Genomic DNA, 19,593 nt, shown 5'->3' on the forward strand with positions numbered 1-19,593 from the left:
CCGTCAACGCACCCCGGTATGGCCGAATCCACCCGTTCCCCGCACGCTGTCGGTGAAAGTATCCACCACCTGCAGGTTGACGCGGGCAATCGGCACGACCACCAGCTGCGCGATGCGATCGCCCGGCTCGATGGTGAAGGCCTCACGGCCACGGTTCCAGACGCTGATCAGCAGCGGGCCCTGGTAATCGGCATCGATCAGGCCGGTGCCGTTGCCGAGCACGATGCCGTGGCGATGGCCCAGCCCCGAGCGCGGCAGGATCACCGCGCACAGGTGCGGATCGGCGATGTGGATGGCCAGGCCGCTGGGCACCAGCGCGGTGTCGCCCGGCTGCAGCGTCAGCGCGGTATCCAGCGCCGCGCGCAGGTCCATGCCGGCGCTGGCCTCGGTTGCGTAGGCCGGCAGTGGCCAGCTGTCGCCGAAACGCGGGTCGAGCAGCTTGACCTGCAGCGGTTGGGAAGTGAAAGCCTGGGTCATGCCTGTAGTCTCCGCGCGATCAGCGCCAGCAGTTGTTCGGCCAGCTCACGCTTGGAGGTGGCCGGGAATACCTGTTCACCGTCCTGCCAGAAGGCCGTGGCGGCATTGTTGTCGCTCTCGAAACCGCCACCGCTGATGCCGACCTGGTTGGCGATCACCAGGTCGAGGCGCTTGTCGACCAGCTTGCCACGCGCGTATTTCTCCACGTCGTGGGTCTCGGCGGCGAAGCCGACCACCAGCTTCAGCGACTGCGTCTGCGCGGCGACTTCGGCAAGGATGTCCGGCGTGCGCACCAGCTCGATCACCAGCGACTGGCTGTCGGCGGTCTTCTTCAGCTTCTGCTGGGCCACCTGGCGCGGCGTGTAGTCGGACACCGCTGCGGCACCAATATAGATGTCGGCCGGCAGCGACTTCAGCACGGCATCGCGCATCTGCGCGGCCGAGCGCACGTCGACGCGCTGCACGCCGGGCGGCGTCGGCAGCTGTACCGGGCCGCTGACCAGCACCACCTGAGCACCCATCGCGGCGGCGGCAGCGGCCAGGGCAAAGCCCATCTTGCCGCTGCTGCGATTGCCGACATAGCGCACCGGATCAATGTCTTCATAGGTCGGGCCGGCACTGATCAGCAGGCGCAGGCCCTGCAGCGCGCGGGTTTCCGGTGCGGCAACCGCAGCGGCGGCACCGCCGTTGGCGGCCAGCGCGGCAACGATGTCGGCCGGTTCGGCCAGCCGGCCGGGACCGGATTCACCTTCGGCCAGCGGGCCGTCGACCGGGCCGATCACCTGTGCGCCGCGCTGGCGCAGCAGGGCGATGTTGGCCTGGGTGGCCGGATGCAGCCACATGCGGTGGTTCATCGCCGGGCAGAGGGTCAGCGGCGCGGTACTGGCCAGGCACAGCGTGCTGACCAGGTCATCGGCGTGGCCCTGGGCCAGCCGCGCCAGCAGATCGGCGGTACCGGGGGCAACCACGATGCGGTCGGCCCAGCGCGCCAGCTCGATGTGGCCCATGGCCTGTTCGGCGGCGCTGTCCCACAGCGTGGTGCGGGTGGGCTGCCCGGACAGGGCCTGGAAGCTGAGCGGAGTGACGAACTGCTGGGCACCGGCGGTCATCGCCACCTGCACCTGGGCACCGGCGTCGCGAAGGCGCCGCACCAGCTCCAGGGCCTTGTAGGCCGCGATCCCGCCTCCGACGCACAACAGCAGTTTCTGACCTTCCAGCGCGCGGGCCGGCGCGGGGGAAGCGTTGGGGGAGTCAGCCACCTGGAATTCCTGTGCAAACGAGGGCGTTAGCTTACCCGATGGTCGGTAATGTCCCGGTGCACGGTGCACATAGCGGACAGCTATCAGCAGATGGAGCGCGCTGCGCTTGACCCGGGGTTTGCCGGGCATCGGTTTCGGACCTTTCCTATACCTCTGCGGCCCTGCCCTTTTGCAGAATCAGGCGTTGGCCGCTGTGTGCTGCGGTCCGTCCGATCCCCGAGGAGCCGCGTGCACCCGCGCATCATCATTGCCGACGACCATCCGGTGGTTCTGCACGGCATCCGCATCGTGCTGCAGACCCACCTGATGGAGATCGTCGGCAGCGCCAGTGACGGCGCGGAGCTGCTGCAGCTGCTGGATCGGCATGACTGCGATGCGGTGCTGACCGATCTGTCGATGCCGGGCGACGGCCCGGATGGCCCGGAACTGATCGATGCACTGCGCGAGCGCCATCCCGGGCTGCCGGTGGTGGTGCTCACCGGAGCTCGTCATCCTGGACTGCTTGACGGCCTGCTGCGCGAGGGCATCAGCGGCCTGGTCGACAAATGCGCCGATTTCACCGAGCTGCCGCAGGCGCTGAGCGCGGCACTGGCCGGCCAGGTGTTCGTTTCCCAACAACTGCGCCACCACCTGCAGGCCCGCGACCTGCTGTTCCCGCGCGAACCGGCGCCGCTGTCGGCGCGGGAACAGGAAGTGCTGGATCTGCTGGCGGCCGGGCTCAGCGTGAATGCCGTCGCCGAACGCTGCGGGCGCAGCCCCAAGACGATCAGCCGGCAGAAGGCCGAAGCCAAGCGCAAGCTGGGCCTGCAGAACAACCAGGAACTGTTCGACTATCTGCAGACCCGGCGCGGGTGAGGCATCGCCCGACCCGGTGCTGCGGTGTGCACCGATGGGAGCCGCCACGCGGGCTGGCGATGATGCAGGCATGCCCATCCATGACTGGCCCGAACAGGAACGCCCCCGCGAGAAGCTCATCGCACGTGGGCCCACCGCACTTTCCGACGCCGAACTGCTGGCGTTGTTCCTCGGCTCCGGATTCGGTGGCCGCGATGCCGTGCAGACCGCGCGCGACCTGCTGCAGGCGCATGGCCCGTTGCGGGTGCTGCTGGACCGCTCCGCAGGCGACCTGGCCCGTCTGCCCGGGCTCGGCCCGGCGCGCAGCTGTACGCTGGCCGCCGGGCTGGAACTGGCCCACCGCTACCTGGCGGCAGAGCTGGAGCACGGCGAAGCGGTCGGCAACAACCCGGCCGCGGTCGGCCGCTACCTGCAGCACCGCCTGCGCGGGCAGGCGCGGGAAATCTTCATGGCGCTGTTCCTGGACAACCGCCACCGCCTGATCGCCTGCGAGGAACTGTTCCACGGCACCATCAACGCCGCCCCGGTCTACCCCCGCGAGGTGGTGCGGCGCGCCCTGCTGCACAACGCGGCGGCGGTGATCCTCAGCCACAACCACCCCTCCGGCGACCCGGAACCCTCCGGTGCCGATACCCGCATCACCGACGAACTGCAGCAGGCGCTGGCGCTGGTGGATGTCCGCCTGCTGGACCACTTCGTGGTCGGTGAGGGCCGCCCCGTTTCGTTTGCTGAACGAGGCCTGCTGTCGCCGCCCCAGCCCCGCCTGTTCGGCTGAGCGCCCGCCCTCCAGGCGCCATCGGTCGCCCCCACAGGCAGGTTTCGGTCAGCGTGGCCGCTGGTATCTGCGCTAAAATGGGCGATTCCGCCGCTCATTCTCACAGCAGGCCTCGTGAAAAATCTCCTCCGCGCCCTGATCAGCCAAGGCATCGAAGCCTTGCGCGCCAATGGCACCCTGCCCGCCGACTCCCTGCCGCCGGACTTCGTGGTCGAGCGCCCGAAGACCCGTGACCACGGCGACTTCGCCACCAATGCCGCGATGCTGCTGGCCAAGGCCGCGCGCAGCAATCCGCGCGCACTGGCACAGGCGCTGGTCGAGGCGCTGCCGCGCAGCGAGGACGTGAGCAAGGTCGAGATCGCCGGCCCCGGCTTCATCAACTTCCACCTGGCCCCGGCCGCGTACCAGCGCGAAACCGCCTCGGTCATCAAGGAAGCCCACGACTACGGCCGCAACCTGTCCGGCAATGGCCGCACGGTGGGTGTGGAGTACGTGTCGGCCAACCCGACCGGCCCGCTGCATGTCGGCCATGGCCGCGCGGCGGCGATCGGCGACTGCGTGGCACGCGTGCTCGATGCGAACGGCTGGAACGCCAAGCGCGAGTTCTACTACAACGACGCCGGCGTGCAGATCGAGAACCTGGCGCTGTCCACCCAGGCACGGATCAAGGGTATCGCGCCGGACCAGGATGGCTGGCCGGAGGGTGGCTACCGCGGTGAATACATCGCCGACGTCGCCCGCGCCTACATGGCCGGCGCCAGTGTCGATCTGGAAGGCAGCACCGTGGTCGGTGCCAAGGACCCGGACGACATGCAGGCGATCCGCCGCTTCGCCGTGGCCTACCTGCGCAACGAGCAGAATCTGGACCTGGCCGCGTTCGGCGTCGACTTCGACATCTATTTCCTGGAAAGCTCGCTGTACGCCGACGGCAAGGTTGCCGAAGCCGTGGCCAAGCTGCAGGCCTCGGGCCACACCTATGAGGAAGGCGGCGCGCTGTGGCTGCGCAGCACCGACTTCGGTGACGACAAGGACCGCGTGATGCGCAAGTCCGACGGCACCTTCACCTACTTCGTACCGGACGTGGCCTACCACCTGTCCAAGTGGCAGCGCGGCTACGAGCGTGCGATCACCGAGCTGGGTGCCGACCATCACGGCTCGCTGGCGCGCGTGCGTGCCGGCCTGCAGGCCATGGAAGTGGGCATCCCGCAGGGCTGGCCGGAATACGTGCTGCACCAGATGGTCACCGTCATGCGCGGCGGCGAGGAAGTGAAGCTGTCCAAGCGTGCCGGCAGCTACTTCACCCTGCGCGACCTGATCGAGGAAGCCGGCCGCGATGCGACCCGCTGGTTCCTGATCGCGCGCAAGCCCGATTCGCAGCTGACCTTCGACATCGACCTGGCCCGCCAGCAGAGCAACGACAACCCGGTGTTCTACGTGCAGTATGCGCACGCCCGCGTCTGCAGCCTGCTGCGCCAGGCACAGGAGAAGGGCCTGGTGTACGAACAGGGCAACGGCCTGGCCAACCTCGGCCGCCTGGCCGACGACGCCTCGCTGCTGCTGATGAACGAGATCTCGCGGTATCCGGAAGTGGTGGAAGCAGCCGGCGTGGCGCTGGAGCCGCATCTGGTGGCGCAGTACCTGCGTGAATTGGCGCACGCGTTCCACACGTGGTATCACGGGACGCCGGTGCTGGTGGAAGACACCGCCGACCGCAATGCCAAGCTGACCCTGGCCTGCGCGGCACGCCAGGTGCTGGCCAATGGCCTCGACCTCCTGGGCGTCAGCGCCCCGGAAAAAATGTAAGCATCAGGAGACGCAGTACTCATGGCAGCACGACGCGGCAAAAGCCAGGCACGACGCAACAGCGGCAGCCAGGGCACACCCGGATGGGTGTGGCTGGTGGCCGGTGTAGCGATCGCGGCCGTGGTGTTCCTGGCGGCGCCGAACCTGTTCAAGGGCGAAGGCGATGGCTTCCTGCGCGCCGGTCCGCAGCCGAACCCGAATGCGCAGCCGGCCCCGGTTGCTGATGCCGACAGCGATGTCGGCACCCAGCCGGCCGCGCAGCCGACCACGCCGAAGCCGGCCGAACCGGAAAAGCCGGCCGCCACCCAGTACGACTTCTATACCCTGCTGCCGGGCAAGGAAGTTGAAATGTCCGACGCCGAACTGGCCGCCAGCGCGCGTGCCGAGGACCAGCGCCGGGCCAAGGTCGAAGCGCAGCGCGCGCAGGCGGCACTGGAAGGCAAGCCGGTTCCGCCGCCAGCGGCTACCGCGCCAGCACCGACGGCCACGGCCAGCGTGGCCAGCACCGCACCGGTGACCGCCACCAGTCGTCCGCTGCCGGCACCGCTGAGCGAACGACCGGCTGCGGCGACGCCGCCGGCGTCGACCAGCACCGCCGCCGCCACTCCGGCAGCGCGTGCGGAAACCGCGCCGACCGCGGCCACTCCCCCGGCCGCTGCGACACCGGCTGCTGCCGACAACGCCCGCTACATCCTGCAGGCGGGTGCGTTCGGTGCCTCCGGCGACGCCGAAGCCACCAAGGCCAAGCTGGCCATGATGGGCCTGGCGGCACGCGTGGAATCGGCGCAGATCAACGGCAAGACCGTGTACCGCGTGCGCATGGGGCCGTACGGCAGCGCCGGCGAACTGTCCGAAGCCAAGCAGAAGCTGGATGGCACCGGCCTGCAGGCGATGGCGATCAAGGCGCAGTGAGCCTGCCGAAGTGAATGAAAAAGCCGGGCACTGCCCGGCTTTTTTTGTTTCTGTAGCGTCGAGCCATGCTCGACTGGGAGTAGAGCAACAGTCGAGCATGGCTCGACGCTACAAAGGGCGAAGAGCAGTCGAGCAAGCTCGACTCTACAGACGGCGGTCAGCCTTCGCGGGCGACCTGGAAACCGGCGAAGGACTGGCTGACCGGCATCAGTTCCAGGCGATTGATGTTCAGGTGCGGCGGCAGCGTGGCCACCCAGAAAATCTGTTCGGCGATGTCTTCGGCGGTCATCGGGTTGGCGCCGGTGTAGAGCTTGTCCGACGCTGCCTGGTCGCCATGGGTACGCACCACGGTGAACTCGGTTTCGGCCATGCCCGGCTCGATCGTGGTCACGCGCACGCCGGTGCCGTGCAGGTCCGAACGCAGGCCGAGCGAGAACTGGCTGACGAAAGCCTTGGTGCCACCGTAGGCATTGCCGCCCGGATACGGGTAGACACCGGCCACCGACGAAATGTTGATGATTGCGCCCTTGCGCTCCACCAGTTGCGGCAGCAGGCGGTGGGTCAGGGTCACCAGCGCGGTGATGTTGGTGTCGATCATCGTGGTCCAGTCCGACAACTTGGCGCTCTGTGCCGGCGCAGTGCCCTGCGCCAGGCCGGCGTTGTTGACCAGCAGATCGATCTCGCCAAAGGCCGGCGGCAGTGCCAGCAGCGCCGCTTCCATCGCCACCGGATCGCGGATGTCGAAGGCGGCGGCATGCACCACGTCCTTGCCGTAGCGCTCGACCAGCGGCTGCAGGCGTTCGCCGCGGCGGCCGGTGGCGATCACCTTCCAGCCCGCCTGGGCGAAGCGGTGGACGGCGGCGGCGCCGAAGCCGGACGTGGCGCCGGTAATCAGGACAGTGCGGGTCATCAGGCAACTCCAGGGGAAAAACCAGACCCCCATTCTGGCACCGTCGGCCGGGGGTTGCGTTGCCTGATCGGCCAGATCCGGCCCCGCCTGTCGGGGTGACCGGTACAATTGGGGCCATGATCAACAACGATGTCCTGCGCAGCGTGCGCTACTCCCTGGACCTGGGCGACCACCACGTGGTGACTCTGTGCCAGATGGCCGACCCCGCCTTCGCCGTGGATCCGGAACAGGTGAAAGCCTGGCTGCGCCGCGAGGACGAAGCCGGTTTCGAAGCGATGAGCGACAGCGCGCTGGCGCACTTCCTCGACGGCCTGATCGTGCACCTGCGCGGTCGCGATGAGAGCCAGCCTCAGCGTGCGGTGGAAACCCGCATCGACAACAACCTGGTGCTGAAGAAGCTGCGCGTCGCCTTCCAGCTGCGCGACGTCGATCTGATGGAGATCTTCGCCAGCGCCGGCTTCAACGTCTCCAAGTCGGAAGTGGGCGCATTGTTCCGCCAGCCCGGGCACACCAATTACCGGCGCTGCCTGGACCAGATGCTGCGCAATTTCCTCAAGGGCCTGAGCCTGCGCCTGCGCGGCTGAGCACAGCTTCGACAAACGCCCGCGCCGCCGGTGTTGGCAGTCGCTGCCAGACCAGGTGCACGCGGCGGGTCGGGGTCGGCTGCAGCGGAATCTGTACCACCCCCTGGAACCCGTCGGCGATCAACGCTGGCACGATGCCAACCGCCAACCCATGGCGGACGAAGCGCTCGATCAGTTCCATCAGATTGACCTCGAAGCGCACCGTATGCGGCAGGCCAGCGCCGGCGAAGGCATCGTCGGTCTGGCGGCGTGCACCGGTGCCGCGCGGAAAGTCGACCAGCGCCTCGTCCTGCAGTTCGGTCAATGGCAGCCGCTTGTGGCGGGCCAAGCGGTGCGACGGCGCCAGCACCGCCACCAGGTCTTCTTCCTGCAGCATCTGGTGGCAGACCCCGTCCAACCCCGCCGACGGCGCCAATCCGACCAGTGCCACGTCCAGCTCTCGCGACTGCACCTGCGCGATTAGGTCCTCGCTCTTGTCGACCCGCAGCTGGAACTCCACCTGCGGGTGCGCCTGCTGGAAGGCCGCCAGCATCGCCACCACATCGATGTCGGTCAGCGAGGAGATCTGCCCGATCGCGAGCAGGCCACGCACCTCGCCAGTGACGGCGGCCACGTCGGCGCGCAGGTGGCGCAGGCTGGCCAGCACCTGGCGTGCATGCACCAGCAGCGCCTCGCCGGCGGCGGTGGCCCGCACCTGGCGCGGCAGGCGCTCGAACAGCGTTGTGCCCAGTTCCTGCTCAAGATGGGCGATCTGGTGACTGAGCGCGGACTGCACCACGTGGCAGCGCTCAGCGGCGCGGGTGAAGTTGCCCTCCTCGGCCAGGGCGACGGCGAACTCGAGCTGCTTGAGATTCACGCAACCATCTCATTTCCAGATGACAGGGATGATGATGATTCATTTCCATCATGACTGCAGCAGGCGGACACTGTGCTCCCCCGCTTCCTGGAACACCGCGTGAGTCCGTCCCTTCCCCCTCTGCACCGCTGGCAGGTGCTGCTGATGTCGGTGGCTACCGGCGTGGCCGTGGCCAGCAACTACTATGCGCAGCCGCTGCTGCACACCATCGCCGATGCCTTCGGTGTGCCGTTCGGCCAGGTCGGCATGGTGGTCACCGCCGCACAGCTGAGCTATGCCGCCGGACTGATCCTGCTGGTGCCGCTGGGTGACCTGTTCGAACGCCGCCGCCTGATCGTGGTGATGAGCCTGCTGTCCGCCGGCGGGCTGGTGATCAGTGCCTGTGCGCCGTCGCTGGCCTGGCTGCTGGTGGGTACCGCGATCACCGGCCTGTTCTCGGTGGTGGCACAGGTACTGGTGCCGTTCGCGGCCACGCTGGCCGCACCGGAACATCGTGGCCGCGTGGTCGGCACATTGATGAGTGGCTTGCTGCTGGGCATCCTGCTGGCGCGCACCGTGGCCGGACTGCTTTCCAGCCTGGGCGACTGGCGCCTGGTGTATGCCATCGCCGCCGGCACCCTGGTGCTGACCGCGCTGGCGCTGCAGCGCGGCCTGCCGCGATTCCACCACAGCGCCGGCCTCGGCTATTTCGCATTGCTGCGCTCGATCGGCGTGCTGTTCGTGCAGGAGCCGGTGCTGCGCCAGCGCACCCTGCTGGGCGCCTGCAGCTTCGCCATGTTCGCGATCTTCTGGACCCCGCTCGCGTTCCTGCTGGCGCAGCCACCTTACGCCTACAGCGACGCCACCATCGGCCTGTTCGGGCTGGTCGGTGCCGCCGGCACGCTGGCTGCGGGCCTGGCCGGGCGCATGTCCGACCGCGGCCAGACCGGACGCGCCACCGCCATCGCGCTGGTGCTGTTGCTGCTGTCATGGCTGCCGCTGGGACTGTCGGCACACTCGCTGCTGGCACTGCTGGCCGGTGTGGTGGTGCTGGACCTGGCCGCGCAGCTGCTGCATGTCAGCAACCAGAACCTGATCTACGCACTGCAACCGGCGGCGCGCAACCGGCTCAACGCCGGCTACATGACCGGCTACTTCATCGGCGGTTCGCTGGGCTCGCTGCTGTCGGCGCAGGTCTACCAGCGCTTCGGCTGGACCGGGGTCTGCGTGGCCGGTGCTGCAGTGGCCGTGCTGGCCCTGCTGCTGTGGATGCCCGGCGCGCTGCGCGCACGCCAGGCTTCGGTGACTGACTAGAAGCTGCCCTGCAGCGCCAGCTCCCACCGCCCACCGGCATTGCCCGGGAACAGCCGCTTCGCTGCGTTGTCGGTGTCATGCACGGTGGCCCGCAGCTCCCATGCCGGGGTCAGCGAGGCGATGGCACTGAGCTGGCCATGCAGGTAATCAGGCCCCTGTGCGGTGGCCAGCCAGTACTGGCCTACCGCCGCTTCCAGGCGGAACCGCTCGTGCAGCGGCACCCGCACCCCCAGCTGGGCATAGGTGCCGCGATGGCCACCGGCCAACGCGTCGTTGGAATGCGCGATCTGCAACCAGGCGCGCTGCTTCCAGGTCACGGTGGTATTGAGTTCGGTCCAGTCCAGCGCGCGGCCAGTACCTGGATACACATAGCGGGTCAGGTTGGCATCCAGTGTCCAGTCCGGTGCCAGCGCGCCGGACCAGCCTGCCACCAGGTCGAACTCGCTGCGCGCGCCATTGTCCGGTTTGAACGAAACGTTGGAGCCCCACACGCTGGCATACCAGCCCGATGCAACCGAGATCTTCGCGCCCGCCTGCACCGCCGGGTCGCCATCGCTCTGCGAGCTGCCACGCCACACGTAGTCGCTGGTCAGTGCGGCACTGCCGCTGACCTGCACCTGTGCCTGGGCGCTGCCGATGCCGAGCAGCCCTGCCAGGGCGGCCACCATCGCCGCCATCATCCCCTTGCTGTTCACTGCACTGTGTTCCTCGTCGAAGGCGGTCACGCCGCCGGGAACGCAGTGTCGAGGCGGTGGCCGTAACGGATCGAGGGTGCTGCCGGGCCCATGGCGCAAATTCGGCGTAAATCCCGTGGACCGGGGGCCGCGTGCCAGCGGCGCGGTATCATGGCGCCTTGTTTCCAGGAACCAACCGCGTGGACGCCATCCTGACCCCGGTATCGATCGGCGAGCTGATCGACAAGATCACCATTCTCGAGATCAAGGCCGAGCGCATCGACGATGTGGCCAAGCTGGCCAACGTCCGCACCGAACTGGACGGCCTGCTGCCCATGCTGCAGCAGCAGCTGCAGGCACAGCCGGCACTGGCCGTGCTGAAGCAGCAGCTGAAGGCGATCAACGAGCGCATGTGGGATATCCAGGACCAGCTGCGCGACAAGGAAGCAGCCCAGGTGTTCGACGATGCGTTCATCCAGCTGGCGCGTGGTGTCTATGGCACCAATGGCGAGCGCGTGCAGGTGAAGAACGAGATCAACCGCGTGGCCGGTTCGGCGCTGGTGGAAGAAAAGCAGTACCAGGGCGAATAAGCCGGCTCACCCTCATTCGAGCAGATGCCGGATGCGGAACAGTTCGCCGTCACTGCGGATGCCGAGCTTGCGATAGGCGGTCCGCTTCTGCGTACTGACCGTGCTGGCCGTACGGCCGAAACGCCGTGCGACCTCGCCGGTGCTGCAGCCCTGCAGGACCAGCCGGAGCACTTCGCGCTCACGTCGGCTCAATGCTGCGAGCAGCGGCTCCGGTGTCCGCCGCATCCGTGATCGACTCAACGGCGTGCGCAGTTCCGGCGGTACGAAGCGTCCGCCACGGACCAACACATCGACCGCGCGTCGCAGCATGTCCGGCGAAGTCTCCTTGGACAGGAAGCCGCGCGCGCCGGCCTGCATCGCCAGGGTCACCGTGCTGGCATTGCAGTGTGCGGACAGCACCAGCACCGGCAGCAGCGGCCAGCGCCGTGACAGCAGGCGAAGCAGGGACAATCCTTCCCCGGGCCCATGCGGTGCCAGCAGATCGACCAGCAACAGGTCGATGTCGCCGGGCTGGCGCTGCAGCAGGTCGAACAGTTCGCGCTCACAGGTGAAGCTGGCACAGACCTGCACGCCAGCGTGCCGGCGCAGTACGACTTCCACCCCCAGCCGAAGTACTGGATGCGGCGCCAGCATGGCCAGGCGGCAGGGCCGGTCGAGACACAGAGCGGGAACGGCAGGCGGCATCACACAGATCCGGCAATACGAAGTACCCACCGTAGGTCGGTGCTGCGGTCAGCGGAATCCAATTTATTGCAACAGAGCACGACCGGGGCGTGTGGTCAGGCGCGGTTTCGTTTCCCCACAACGCAACAGGCCCGGCAGAAGCCGGGCCTGTCGAGGCATCTTCAGCGCGCAGGCGCGCCGAGGAAGCAATTACCAGCTGAAGCGCGGGCCGACGGTGTATTCCTTGTCGCCGTCGCGGTTCATCTTCAGCTCGCCATTCAGGCCCCAGTTCTGGTTCAGCTTGACCTGACCGCCCAGGCGACCGTACCACTGGCCTTCCGGATTGATGCCGTGCTTCTTCGAGAAGTCTTCGTAGCCGACCATGCCGTAGACTTCGGCGTGGGCACCGAAAGCGGTGCGGATACCGGCTTCAGCGCTGTAGCCGTTGAAGTCCAGGCCGTGCTTCTGATCGCGCTTCTGGTAGGCAACGCGGGCAACGAAGTCGGTGGTCGGAGCGATTTCGACGTTGTAGCCAGCGCCGATCTTCCACTGGTCCAGCTTGATGTTGGTGTGGTCGATTTCCTGGCGGCTGTACTCACCGAAGGCGTGGAAGTTCGGCAGGAAGCCGTAGGAACCCTTCACGCCCCAGCCGTCGGCCTTGAACGCGTCGATGTCGGTCTTGGCGTAGTCAGCTTCGGCGTAGTTGTACGACAGGTTCTCAGCAGCCGAGGCGGTGAACGGCAGGGCAGCGGCCAGGGCCAGAGCAATCAGCGAATTCTTCATGGGGGTACACCTTTACTTTCTTATGGTGTGCAGCAGCGCCAGGGCGCCATCGCATCGGGAATGTAAATTCTCCGTTATTCGCCACAACGCTCCCTGAAAACAGCGGTCTTCGCATTGCTGAATTTTTTGGCTTGATTCAGGCTGCGTCTGGCATACGCGCGCGGCGCGCGTGCATTTGTGATTCGTCGTCGATTGCAACAGGAGGTTGCCTTGCACGTTTCCGATCCGCTGCTGATGCCTGTTCGCGCCGCCCTCCTGGCCTGCGCGGCCCTGTTCCCGATGCCCCCTGCGCACGCGTTGCAGGCGGCTGACTACCAACGCGCCGAACGCGTGCATGACAGTCATCTGCGCGGTGCGCTGCGCAATGCCTCGATCCTGCCCAACTGGCTGGCCGACGGCCGCTTCTGGTACGAACGTGAAGACGCGCAGGGCCGGCGCCAGGCGGTACTGGTCGATCCAGTCCAGGCCACACGCCAGGTCCTGTTCGAACCCACTGCGCTGGACGCTGCGGTTGCCTCTCTCGGTGCCAGCGGACCACGCCTGCGCTTGAACAGCGTGCAGGTACTGGATGAAGGCCTGCGCCTGCAGTTCAACGGCGAGGCGGCGATCAACTGCCAATGGCCCAACGTGCAGTGCGTGCGTTCGCAGGATGCAGTGCCAGCGGCCGATGCACTGCCATCGCCCGGCGGTGATGCCTGGCTGCAGGTACGCGATCACAACCTGTGGCTGCACTCGCCCGGAACGGCAGCACGAGCGCTGACCAGCGGCGGTGAACCCAATCATGGCTATGGCGTGCTGCCGGACTTCACCCTGCGCGGCATTCCACGCCGTCAGGGCCGGATGACGACGCGGCCGTTCGCGGTCGGCTGGTCACCGGACGGTCGCTACGTGGCCGGCATCCGCTACGACGAACGCGCGCTGCAGGACTACCCCTATCTGGAAAGCAGCCCGGCCAACAGCGCGCGGCCGCGCGTGCATACGGTGAAGCTGGGGGTGCTGGGTGACACCCAGCAGGTGCGCGACAGCGTGTATGTGGTCGACACCCGCAACGGCCAGCAGCGTGACATTCCCCTGCCAGAAGGCTGGAACACCCTCAGCGAAGCCGGCGTACTCGGCTGGGACGGCAACCGGTTGTATGCCGTGATCGCGCACTTCGGCGCACCGCGCAGGCTGCGCCTGCTGGAGATCGATGCCAACAGCGGTGCAGTGCGCACCGTTCTTGAAGAAGCCAGCGACACCCGCCTGCAGCTCAACGTGTATTCCTACAACCGGCCAGCGGTGGCCATCCTGCCCGGCCAGGACACGGCTGTGTGGTTCTCGCAGCGCGATGGCTGGGGCCATCTGTACCGGGTCCGCCTGTCCGACGGCAAGGTGCTGCGCCAGCTCACCCGCGGCCAATGGGCGGTGCGCGACCTGCTGGGCGTGGACGCTGCGGGTGGCTGGGCGTACTTCAGCGCCGGCGGCGTCGACGGTGGCGACCCCTACGTACGCGGCCTGTACCGTGTATCGCTGCAGGGTGGACCGGTCCAGCGCCTGGCCGCCGATGGCAACGACCATCTGGCCGATGCCGGCACCGGTGCGTTGTTCGGCGGGCGCGCCCCCCAGGCGCTGTCGCCTGGCGGTGGCTATCTGGTGGATACCGTTTCCCGTCTCGACCAGCCACCACGCACCGTGCTGCGGGCCAGCGATGACGGCCGTGAAGTGATGGTGCTGGAAACAGCGGATGACGGCGCAATCATTGCTGCCGGCTGGCGCCCACCACGGCGCGAACGGCTGCTGGCCGCCGATGGGCGAACGCCGATCTTCGCCACCGTCTACCTGCCCCGCGACTATCGCGACGACGGCCGCTTTCCGGTGATCGACGCGATGTACGGTGGCTCCTTCGTCAGCAATGCGCCGGTGACCTACGCCGAGGCGGTGTCCGCCTTGAATCCGGTGTCACGCGCCAGCCTGGCCGAACTGGGCTTCGTGGTGGTCAGCATCGACGCGCGCGGCACCGGTGGCCGCGACAAGGCGTTCCATGACAGCAGCTTCCTGCACGGGGCAGATGTCCAGCTGGATGACCATGTGGCTGCGCTGCGCCAGCTGGGCGAACGCTACCGGGGCATCGACCTGCAGCGGGTCGGTATCTACGGGCATTCGTTCGGTGGTTACAGTGCAGCGCGCGCCCTGCTGCGCTATCCGGCGTTCTACAAGGTGGGCGTGGCCTCGGCCGGCAGCCACAATTTCCAGGGCATGTACGGCGGTGCATTGCACGGCATGGACCGGCTGTTCGGTGGCGTGCTGCCGCCAACACCCCTGGCCGATGGCGTGCCGGCGCCCTTTGCCGGACTCGACAATGCAGCGTTGGCCGGCAACCTGCGTGGGCATCTGATGCTGGTCTATGGCGAACTGGACGAGAACGCGCCGCCGGCGCTGACCCTGCAGCTGGCCGCCGCCCTGAACAAGGCCCAGCGCAGCTACGACCTGCTGTACCTGGCCCGGCAGGACCACGAACTGTTCCGCAACGACGCCACCTACACGCACCGCATGTGGGACTACTTCGTGCGCCACCTGGCCGGCCAGCAGCCACCGGAGACGGTGCTGGCGCCGCTGCCCGGTGGTCCGGGCTGAACGGGCGCACACAGGATGTCGATCCACGGCGCCCTGGTTCGTCGGGTACTTGAAGGCCGTGCATGTGGCACGGTCCATCCGGAGGCAGGCAATGAGCTACATCGATGGTTTCGTCCTGGCGGTGCCCACCGCCAACAAGGAGAAGTTCCTCGCCCATGCACGCACAGGCGATCCCGTTTTCATCGAGTACGGCGCGCTGCGTGTGGTCGAATGCTGGGGTGACGACGTACCGCACGGCAAGACCACCGACTTCTTCGGCGCGGTGAAAGCCACGCCGGATGAGACGGTGGTGTTTTCCTGGATCGAATGGCCGGACAAGCCGACCCGCGACGCCGGCATGAAGAAGATGATGGAAGACCCGCGGTTTGATCCGGCGAAGAATCCGATGCCGTTCGACGGCGCGCGGATGATCTACGGTGGGTTCGTACCGCTCTACGAGCTGACGCGCTGAATCCGGCGGACGTGCTCAGCGCGCGTCCGTGTCATCGCTGACAGACGCATGGCCGGCGCCCAGAGCGGCGCCGGCGCCGAGGCCCACACCGCCCATGCCGGCCCCCATTCCGCCACCTCCACCACCACCCGCACGACCGCCCTTGGCATCGCCGTCGTTGCGGCCCTTGCCGCCACCACTGGCGGCGGGTCGGGTTGGTCCCTGCGATGGAATCTTCAGGTCGGCCGGGATGGGGGCCAGATCCAGCGCTTCGCGTACGAAGTCGCGCAGCGAGACCACCAGTTCGTGGGTGTGCACCGGCCGCCCCTGTGCCAGTTCGTTGGCCGCGCCCGCGGCCAACCGCACCTGTTCGTCGGTGCCCAGCAACAGGATGTCCGACAACGCGGCCTCGACGGCATCGCGGATGCGGCGCGCGCGATCCGAGCGGGGTTCGGCGATGCCTTCGACATCTTCGCGCTGGCGCAGGTCGCGGCGATGGCTGGGATCCACGCCCAGTTCGCCAGTGAAGGAACCGCCCAGGGTCTTGTAGGCCGCCATCAGCGTGCGCAGCCGCTCATTGATCTGCCGGTTCTCGCGCTCGCGGCGCTGCTGCAGGGTCTGCATCACCAGCAGGCGGATGCCCACGCCCAGCAGGGTGATCAGGACCAGACCAGCCAACGTGGACAGCACGCCCTGCCAGGAACTGAAGTCGATACCACGCATGCCCGGGGCTCCGGCGGGAAGAACCTGCATCTTGCCCCATGGGGTGTCCCAGAAACGCGAAAGGCCCCACCACCCGTTGGGTGGCAGGGCCTTCGGTCACGGCGCGATTACTTGCGCTTGGCGACCTTGCGCACGGCCTTCTTGGCCGGAGCCTTCTTGGCGGCGACCTTCTTCAGCGGCGCAGCCTTCTTGGCGACCGTCTTGCGGGTGGCGGCAACCTTCTTGCCCACCGCCTTCTTGGCAACGGCGGTCTTCTTGCCGACAACCTTCTTGGCAGCAGCGGTCTTCTTGCCGACGGCCTTCTTGGCGACAGCAGCCTTCTTGCCGACAACCTTCTTGGCGGCCGCGGTCTTCTTGGTGGCGACCTTCTTGGTAGCGGCAACCTTCTTGCCGACAACCTTCTTGGCAGCCACGGCCTTCTTGCCAGCGACCTTCTTGGCGGCGACGGTCTTCTTGGCCACGGCCTTCTTGGCGGTAGCGACCTTCTTGCCGACAACCTTCTTGGCGGCCGCGGTCTTCTTGGCAACGGTCTTCTTGGCGACGGCGGCCTTCTTGGTGGCAGCCTTCTTCACGGTAGCGACCTTCTTGCCGGCAGCCTTGGTGGCGGCCTTGGTGGTCTTCTTGGCAGCAGCGGCCTTCTTGGTCACGGCCTTGCCTGCAGCCGCCTTCTTCTTGGCCACTTCCTTCTTCAGGGCAGCGGCTTCGGCCTTGGCGTTCTTCTTGGCGGCTTCCAGCTTCTTCTTGGCGTTGGCAACGGTCTTGCCAACCGACTTGGCAGCCTTCTCGGCCTTCTTGGCAACGGTCTTCTCGACCTTGGCCACAGCCTTCTTGGCCTTGGCAACGCGGGTACCGGCAGCCTTGGTGGCGCGCTTGACGGTCTTCTTGACCGACTTCACGGCGTCTTCGGCGGCGTGGGCGATGGTCTCGCCGACGTTGGTGGCGGTTTCTTTCACGTTCTCGACGGCGTCGGTCACGACCGACACACCATTACCGTTGCTCATGTTGCCCTCCTGGGGGCCTTAAGTATCAAAACGGGGCGATGCTATACCGACATTGACGATCGTGGAACGGGGCATGCGCCCGCAATCGCATCTGATGCGACGGCAATGGTGTAGCCCACCACCCTCATCAACGCTGCCGTCGTGCACGAAACCCCTTCTTTTCAGTGCTGCGCCGCAAGGTCACGGCAGGCGGAAGCGTTCGTCGCATGCGCCTGCTCAATTGCAGCCGAAGGCGTGCGATATGGCGCATCGCGGCACCGGGATGCGCAGAACTGCGCAAGTATCGGCCTGTATCGCGCCACGCCCGGGCGCGTATCCACGGTGCGTGGCGCACGGATCGCGCTGTCGCCAACGGCTCATTCGCGGCGCGCGCGGTCGGCGCTCCGGGCAACCGGTTTTCATGGCGCATTTATCCAGATCGCGACACACTCATTCAGCTTGTTTTACCGTAGGGCCGAACCGCCCCCACCCACGCCAGCGAACCGACTCCCATGCGACCGCTTCCCACCCTGCTCACGCTCGCAATCGCCGCCGCCTTCGGTGGCTTCGTTGCCACCGGCATCAATGCGCACCTGGACAACCGGGCCGATGCCGCACCGCTGCCAGCGGTCTTGCCGACCAGCGCCGCACTGCCGGCCTCGGTAGCCGGGCAGGCGGTGCCGTCGCTGGCACCGATGCTGGAAAAGGCAATGCCGGCGGTGGTCAGCGTCAACACCAAGCAGGTGGTGCGCGTGCGCAACCCCTTCTTCAATGACCCGTTCTTCCGCCGCCTGTTCCCGGACATCCCGCAGGAACGCATCAACGAATCGCTCGGCTCCGGCGTGATCATCGACGCCAAGGAAGGCCTGGTACTGACCAACCACCATGTCATCGACAACGCCGATGACGTGCAGGTGACACTGGCCGACGGGCGCACGGTCAAGGCGGAGTTCCTCGGTTCGGACCGCGATACCGACATCGCACTGATCCGCATCCCGGCGCAGAACCTGACCGACATCAAGCTCGGCAACAGCGACCAGCTGCGGGTGGGCGACTTCGTGGTGGCGATCGGCAACCCGTTCGGCTTCAGCCAGACGGTCACCTCGGGCATCGTCTCGGCGGTGGGCCGCAGCGGCATCCGAGGGCTGGGCTACCAGAACTTCATCCAGACCGATGCGTCGATCAACCCGGGCAATTCCGGTGGCGCTCTGGTCGACCTGCAGGGCCAGCTGGTCGGTATCAACACCGCCAGCTTCAACCCACAGGGCAGCATGGCCGGCAACATCGGCCTGGGCCTGGCGATTCCGTCCAACCTGGCGCGCAGCGTGGTCGACCAGCTGGTCAAGCACGGTGTGGTGGTGCGTGGCACGCTGGGCGTGGAGAGCCAGAACCTGACCGCACAGATCGCGCAGGGGCTGGGCCTGGGTGAAACCCGTGGTGCGCTGATCACCCGGGTACTGGCCGGTTCGGCCGCTGCCGCAGCCGGGCTGAAGCCGGGCGATGTGGTGGTCTCGGCCAACGGCCAACGCGTGGACAGCGCTGAAGCCCTGCACAACGTGGAAGGCCTGGCCGCGGTCGGCAGCCCGCTGACGCTGGACGTGCGCCGCGAAGGCAAGCCGCTGCAGATCAAGGCAACGCTGAAGGAACAGGCCCGCGCAGTCACCGGCGACAGCCTGGATCCGCGCCTGGGCGGCGCCACCTTCGTCGACCTGCCGGAGTCGCTGCGCCAATCGGGCGTTGGCGGCGTACTGGTCAGCGAGGTCAAGCGCGGCAGCCGCGCCGCCACCAACGGCCTGCAGCAGGGCGACATCATCACCGATGCAACGGTGGGTGAATTCGCCGACCTCGCCAGCTGGCGCGCCAATTTCCAGCAGCGCCCGCCAACGCTGGTCGTGCGCGTACTGCGCAACAATGGCCAGCAGCAGGGCCAGCTCGTGATGCGCTGATCGCCCAGCCGTAACACCCCCTATACCCCGGCAATGCTATTGCTATCAGTCCAGGTCGGCACCGCCGACACCCGTTCCCCCATCGCAACAGGAGTGATTCGATGAGCCCCACCAATACCGAGAACCTGAAGGAACACCTGGGTGAAGCCGGTTCCCACCTGAAGCAGGCCGCCACGGCCGCCGGCGGTGCGATCAAGGGCGCAACCGGTGCCGCGACCGACGAACTGCGCATCGGCAAGGCCAACGTCAAGGCCGAACTGTCCGACAGCGCGCTGTCCGGCCTGGCCGCCGCCGAGTTCGGTGGTGCCGCTGCCAAGGAACAGGTCGACGCCCTGATGGACAAGGGCAAGGACCTGATCGACAGCGCCGCCGAGCTGATCCGTGAGCGTCCGCTGGCCTCGTTCGGCGTCGCCTTCGCTGCCGGCTGGATCATCGCCAAGCTGGCCCGCGGCAGCAGCGACAAGTAA

The 19,593-nt window shown here is 67.2% G+C and carries 20 protein-coding genes; 11 read left to right on the forward strand and 9 right to left on the reverse strand.

Going from position 1 to position 19,593, the window contains the following annotated elements:
• Positions 1-3: 3 nt before the first annotated feature.
• Complete coding sequence (gene dut, locus VPH47_RS19645) at positions 4-477, reverse strand: dUTP diphosphatase (protein WP_110710806.1); 474 nt, start codon at positions 475-477, stop codon at positions 4-6.
• Positions 474-1,736 carry a bifunctional phosphopantothenoylcysteine decarboxylase/phosphopantothenate--cysteine ligase CoaBC gene (coaBC, locus tag VPH47_RS19650; protein ID WP_164162253.1) on the reverse strand — a complete coding sequence of 421 codons (1,263 nt, stop codon included), beginning with the start codon at positions 1,734-1,736 and terminating at the stop codon, positions 474-476. Before coaBC ends, dut begins: the two co-directional genes overlap by 4 nt.
• A 228-nt stretch (positions 1,737-1,964) precedes the next feature.
• On the opposite strand from coaBC, the gene VPH47_RS19655 reads away from it, so the two are divergent.
• The 4 genes from VPH47_RS19655 to VPH47_RS19670 all read left to right on the forward strand — a co-directional run bounded on the left by VPH47_RS19655 (position 1,965) and on the right by VPH47_RS19670 (position 6,081).
• The gene (locus VPH47_RS19655; RefSeq protein ID WP_110710804.1) at positions 1,965-2,591 is read left to right on the forward strand and encodes a response regulator transcription factor; all 627 of its coding nucleotides are present in this window, start codon (positions 1,965-1,967) and stop codon (positions 2,589-2,591) included.
• 70 nt (positions 2,592-2,661) lie between these two features.
• The gene (gene radC, locus VPH47_RS19660; RefSeq protein ID WP_110710803.1) at positions 2,662-3,366 is read left to right on the forward strand and encodes a DNA repair protein RadC; all 705 of its coding nucleotides are present in this window, start codon (positions 2,662-2,664) and stop codon (positions 3,364-3,366) included.
• Positions 3,367-3,480: 114 nt separating this feature from the next.
• Positions 3,481-5,169, forward strand: coding sequence for an arginine--tRNA ligase (argS, locus tag VPH47_RS19665; protein ID WP_110710802.1), 1,689 nt, complete (start codon positions 3,481-3,483; stop codon positions 5,167-5,169).
• A gap of 21 nt (positions 5,170-5,190) precedes the next feature.
• Positions 5,191-6,081, forward strand: coding sequence for an SPOR domain-containing protein (locus tag VPH47_RS19670; protein WP_368851618.1), 891 nt, complete (start codon positions 5,191-5,193; stop codon positions 6,079-6,081).
• A gap of 157 nt (positions 6,082-6,238) precedes the next feature.
• On the opposite strand, the gene VPH47_RS19675 is transcribed toward VPH47_RS19670, so the two are convergent.
• The gene (locus VPH47_RS19675) at positions 6,239-6,991 is read right to left on the reverse strand and encodes an SDR family NAD(P)-dependent oxidoreductase (RefSeq protein ID WP_110710800.1); all 753 of its coding nucleotides are present in this window, start codon (positions 6,989-6,991) and stop codon (positions 6,239-6,241) included.
• A 116-nt stretch (positions 6,992-7,107) separates the two neighbouring features.
• On the opposite strand from VPH47_RS19675, the gene VPH47_RS19680 reads away from it, so the two are divergent.
• A complete protein-coding gene (locus VPH47_RS19680) occupies positions 7,108-7,575 on the forward strand; it encodes a DUF1456 family protein (protein ID WP_005411992.1) in 468 nt (155 codons plus the stop codon).
• Here VPH47_RS19680 and VPH47_RS19685 read toward each other — a convergent pair.
• Positions 7,544-8,431: a LysR family transcriptional regulator gene (locus VPH47_RS19685; protein ID WP_368851619.1), complete on the reverse strand. Its 888-nt coding sequence runs from the start codon at positions 8,429-8,431 to the stop codon at positions 7,544-7,546. The genes VPH47_RS19680 and VPH47_RS19685 overlap by 32 nt on opposite strands.
• Before the next feature lie 144 nt (positions 8,432-8,575).
• Between VPH47_RS19685 and VPH47_RS19690 the strand changes: the two genes are divergently transcribed.
• Positions 8,576-9,724, forward strand: a complete 1,149-nt coding sequence (locus VPH47_RS19690; RefSeq protein ID WP_153856794.1) for an MFS transporter — start codon at positions 8,576-8,578, stop codon at positions 9,722-9,724.
• Here the strand turns inward: VPH47_RS19690 and VPH47_RS19695 are convergent.
• A complete protein-coding gene (locus tag VPH47_RS19695) occupies positions 9,721-10,419 on the reverse strand; it encodes a TorF family putative porin (protein ID WP_197612369.1) in 699 nt (232 codons plus the stop codon). The two genes, VPH47_RS19690 and VPH47_RS19695, sit on opposite strands and share 4 nt — an antisense overlap.
• A 179-nt stretch (positions 10,420-10,598) precedes the next feature.
• On the opposite strand from VPH47_RS19695, the gene VPH47_RS19700 reads away from it, so the two are divergent.
• A complete protein-coding gene (locus VPH47_RS19700) occupies positions 10,599-10,988 on the forward strand; it encodes a DUF6165 family protein (protein ID WP_368851620.1) in 390 nt (129 codons plus the stop codon).
• A 12-nt stretch (positions 10,989-11,000) separates the two neighbouring features.
• Here VPH47_RS19700 and VPH47_RS19705 read toward each other — a convergent pair whose 3' ends face one another.
• A complete protein-coding gene (locus tag VPH47_RS19705) occupies positions 11,001-11,672 on the reverse strand; it encodes a response regulator transcription factor (protein WP_049448702.1) in 672 nt (223 codons plus the stop codon).
• A gap of 189 nt (positions 11,673-11,861) precedes the next feature.
• Positions 11,862-12,434: an Ax21 family protein gene (locus tag VPH47_RS19710; protein WP_032130335.1), complete on the reverse strand. Its 573-nt coding sequence runs from the start codon at positions 12,432-12,434 to the stop codon at positions 11,862-11,864.
• A gap of 210 nt (positions 12,435-12,644) precedes the next feature.
• On the opposite strand from VPH47_RS19710, the gene VPH47_RS19715 reads away from it, so the two are divergent.
• The gene (locus tag VPH47_RS19715; protein ID WP_368851621.1) at positions 12,645-15,047 is read left to right on the forward strand and encodes a DPP IV N-terminal domain-containing protein; all 2,403 of its coding nucleotides are present in this window, start codon (positions 12,645-12,647) and stop codon (positions 15,045-15,047) included.
• A 91-nt stretch (positions 15,048-15,138) separates the two neighbouring features.
• On the forward strand, positions 15,139-15,498 hold the full coding sequence (locus VPH47_RS19720; protein WP_049455507.1) for a DUF1428 domain-containing protein: 360 nt from the start codon (positions 15,139-15,141) through the stop codon (positions 15,496-15,498).
• A 15-nt stretch (positions 15,499-15,513) separates the two neighbouring features.
• Here the strand turns inward: VPH47_RS19720 and VPH47_RS19725 are convergent, their stop codons facing one another.
• Together VPH47_RS19725 and VPH47_RS19730 are read right to left on the reverse strand one after the other, a co-directional pair.
• A complete protein-coding gene (locus VPH47_RS19725) occupies positions 15,514-16,200 on the reverse strand; it encodes a hypothetical protein (RefSeq protein ID WP_368851622.1) in 687 nt (228 codons plus the stop codon).
• Between the two features lie 107 nt (positions 16,201-16,307).
• Entirely contained in the window at positions 16,308-17,201 is an 894-nt protein-coding gene (locus tag VPH47_RS19730; RefSeq protein WP_094002342.1) for a histone, read from the reverse strand.
• A 491-nt stretch (positions 17,202-17,692) separates the two neighbouring features.
• Between VPH47_RS19730 and VPH47_RS19735 the strand changes: the two genes are divergently transcribed.
• Together VPH47_RS19735 and VPH47_RS19740 are read left to right on the forward strand one after the other, a co-directional pair.
• Positions 17,693-19,126 carry a Do family serine endopeptidase gene (locus VPH47_RS19735; protein ID WP_110710793.1) on the forward strand — a complete coding sequence of 478 codons (1,434 nt, stop codon included), beginning with the start codon at positions 17,693-17,695 and terminating at the stop codon, positions 19,124-19,126.
• Positions 19,127-19,227: 101 nt separating this feature from the next.
• Complete coding sequence (locus VPH47_RS19740) at positions 19,228-19,593, forward strand: hypothetical protein (protein WP_004153835.1); 366 nt, start codon at positions 19,228-19,230, stop codon at positions 19,591-19,593.

Source organism: Stenotrophomonas sp. WED208, assembly GCF_040984485.1.
GTDB classification, from domain to species: domain Bacteria; phylum Pseudomonadota; class Gammaproteobacteria; order Xanthomonadales; family Xanthomonadaceae; genus Stenotrophomonas; species Stenotrophomonas riyadhensis.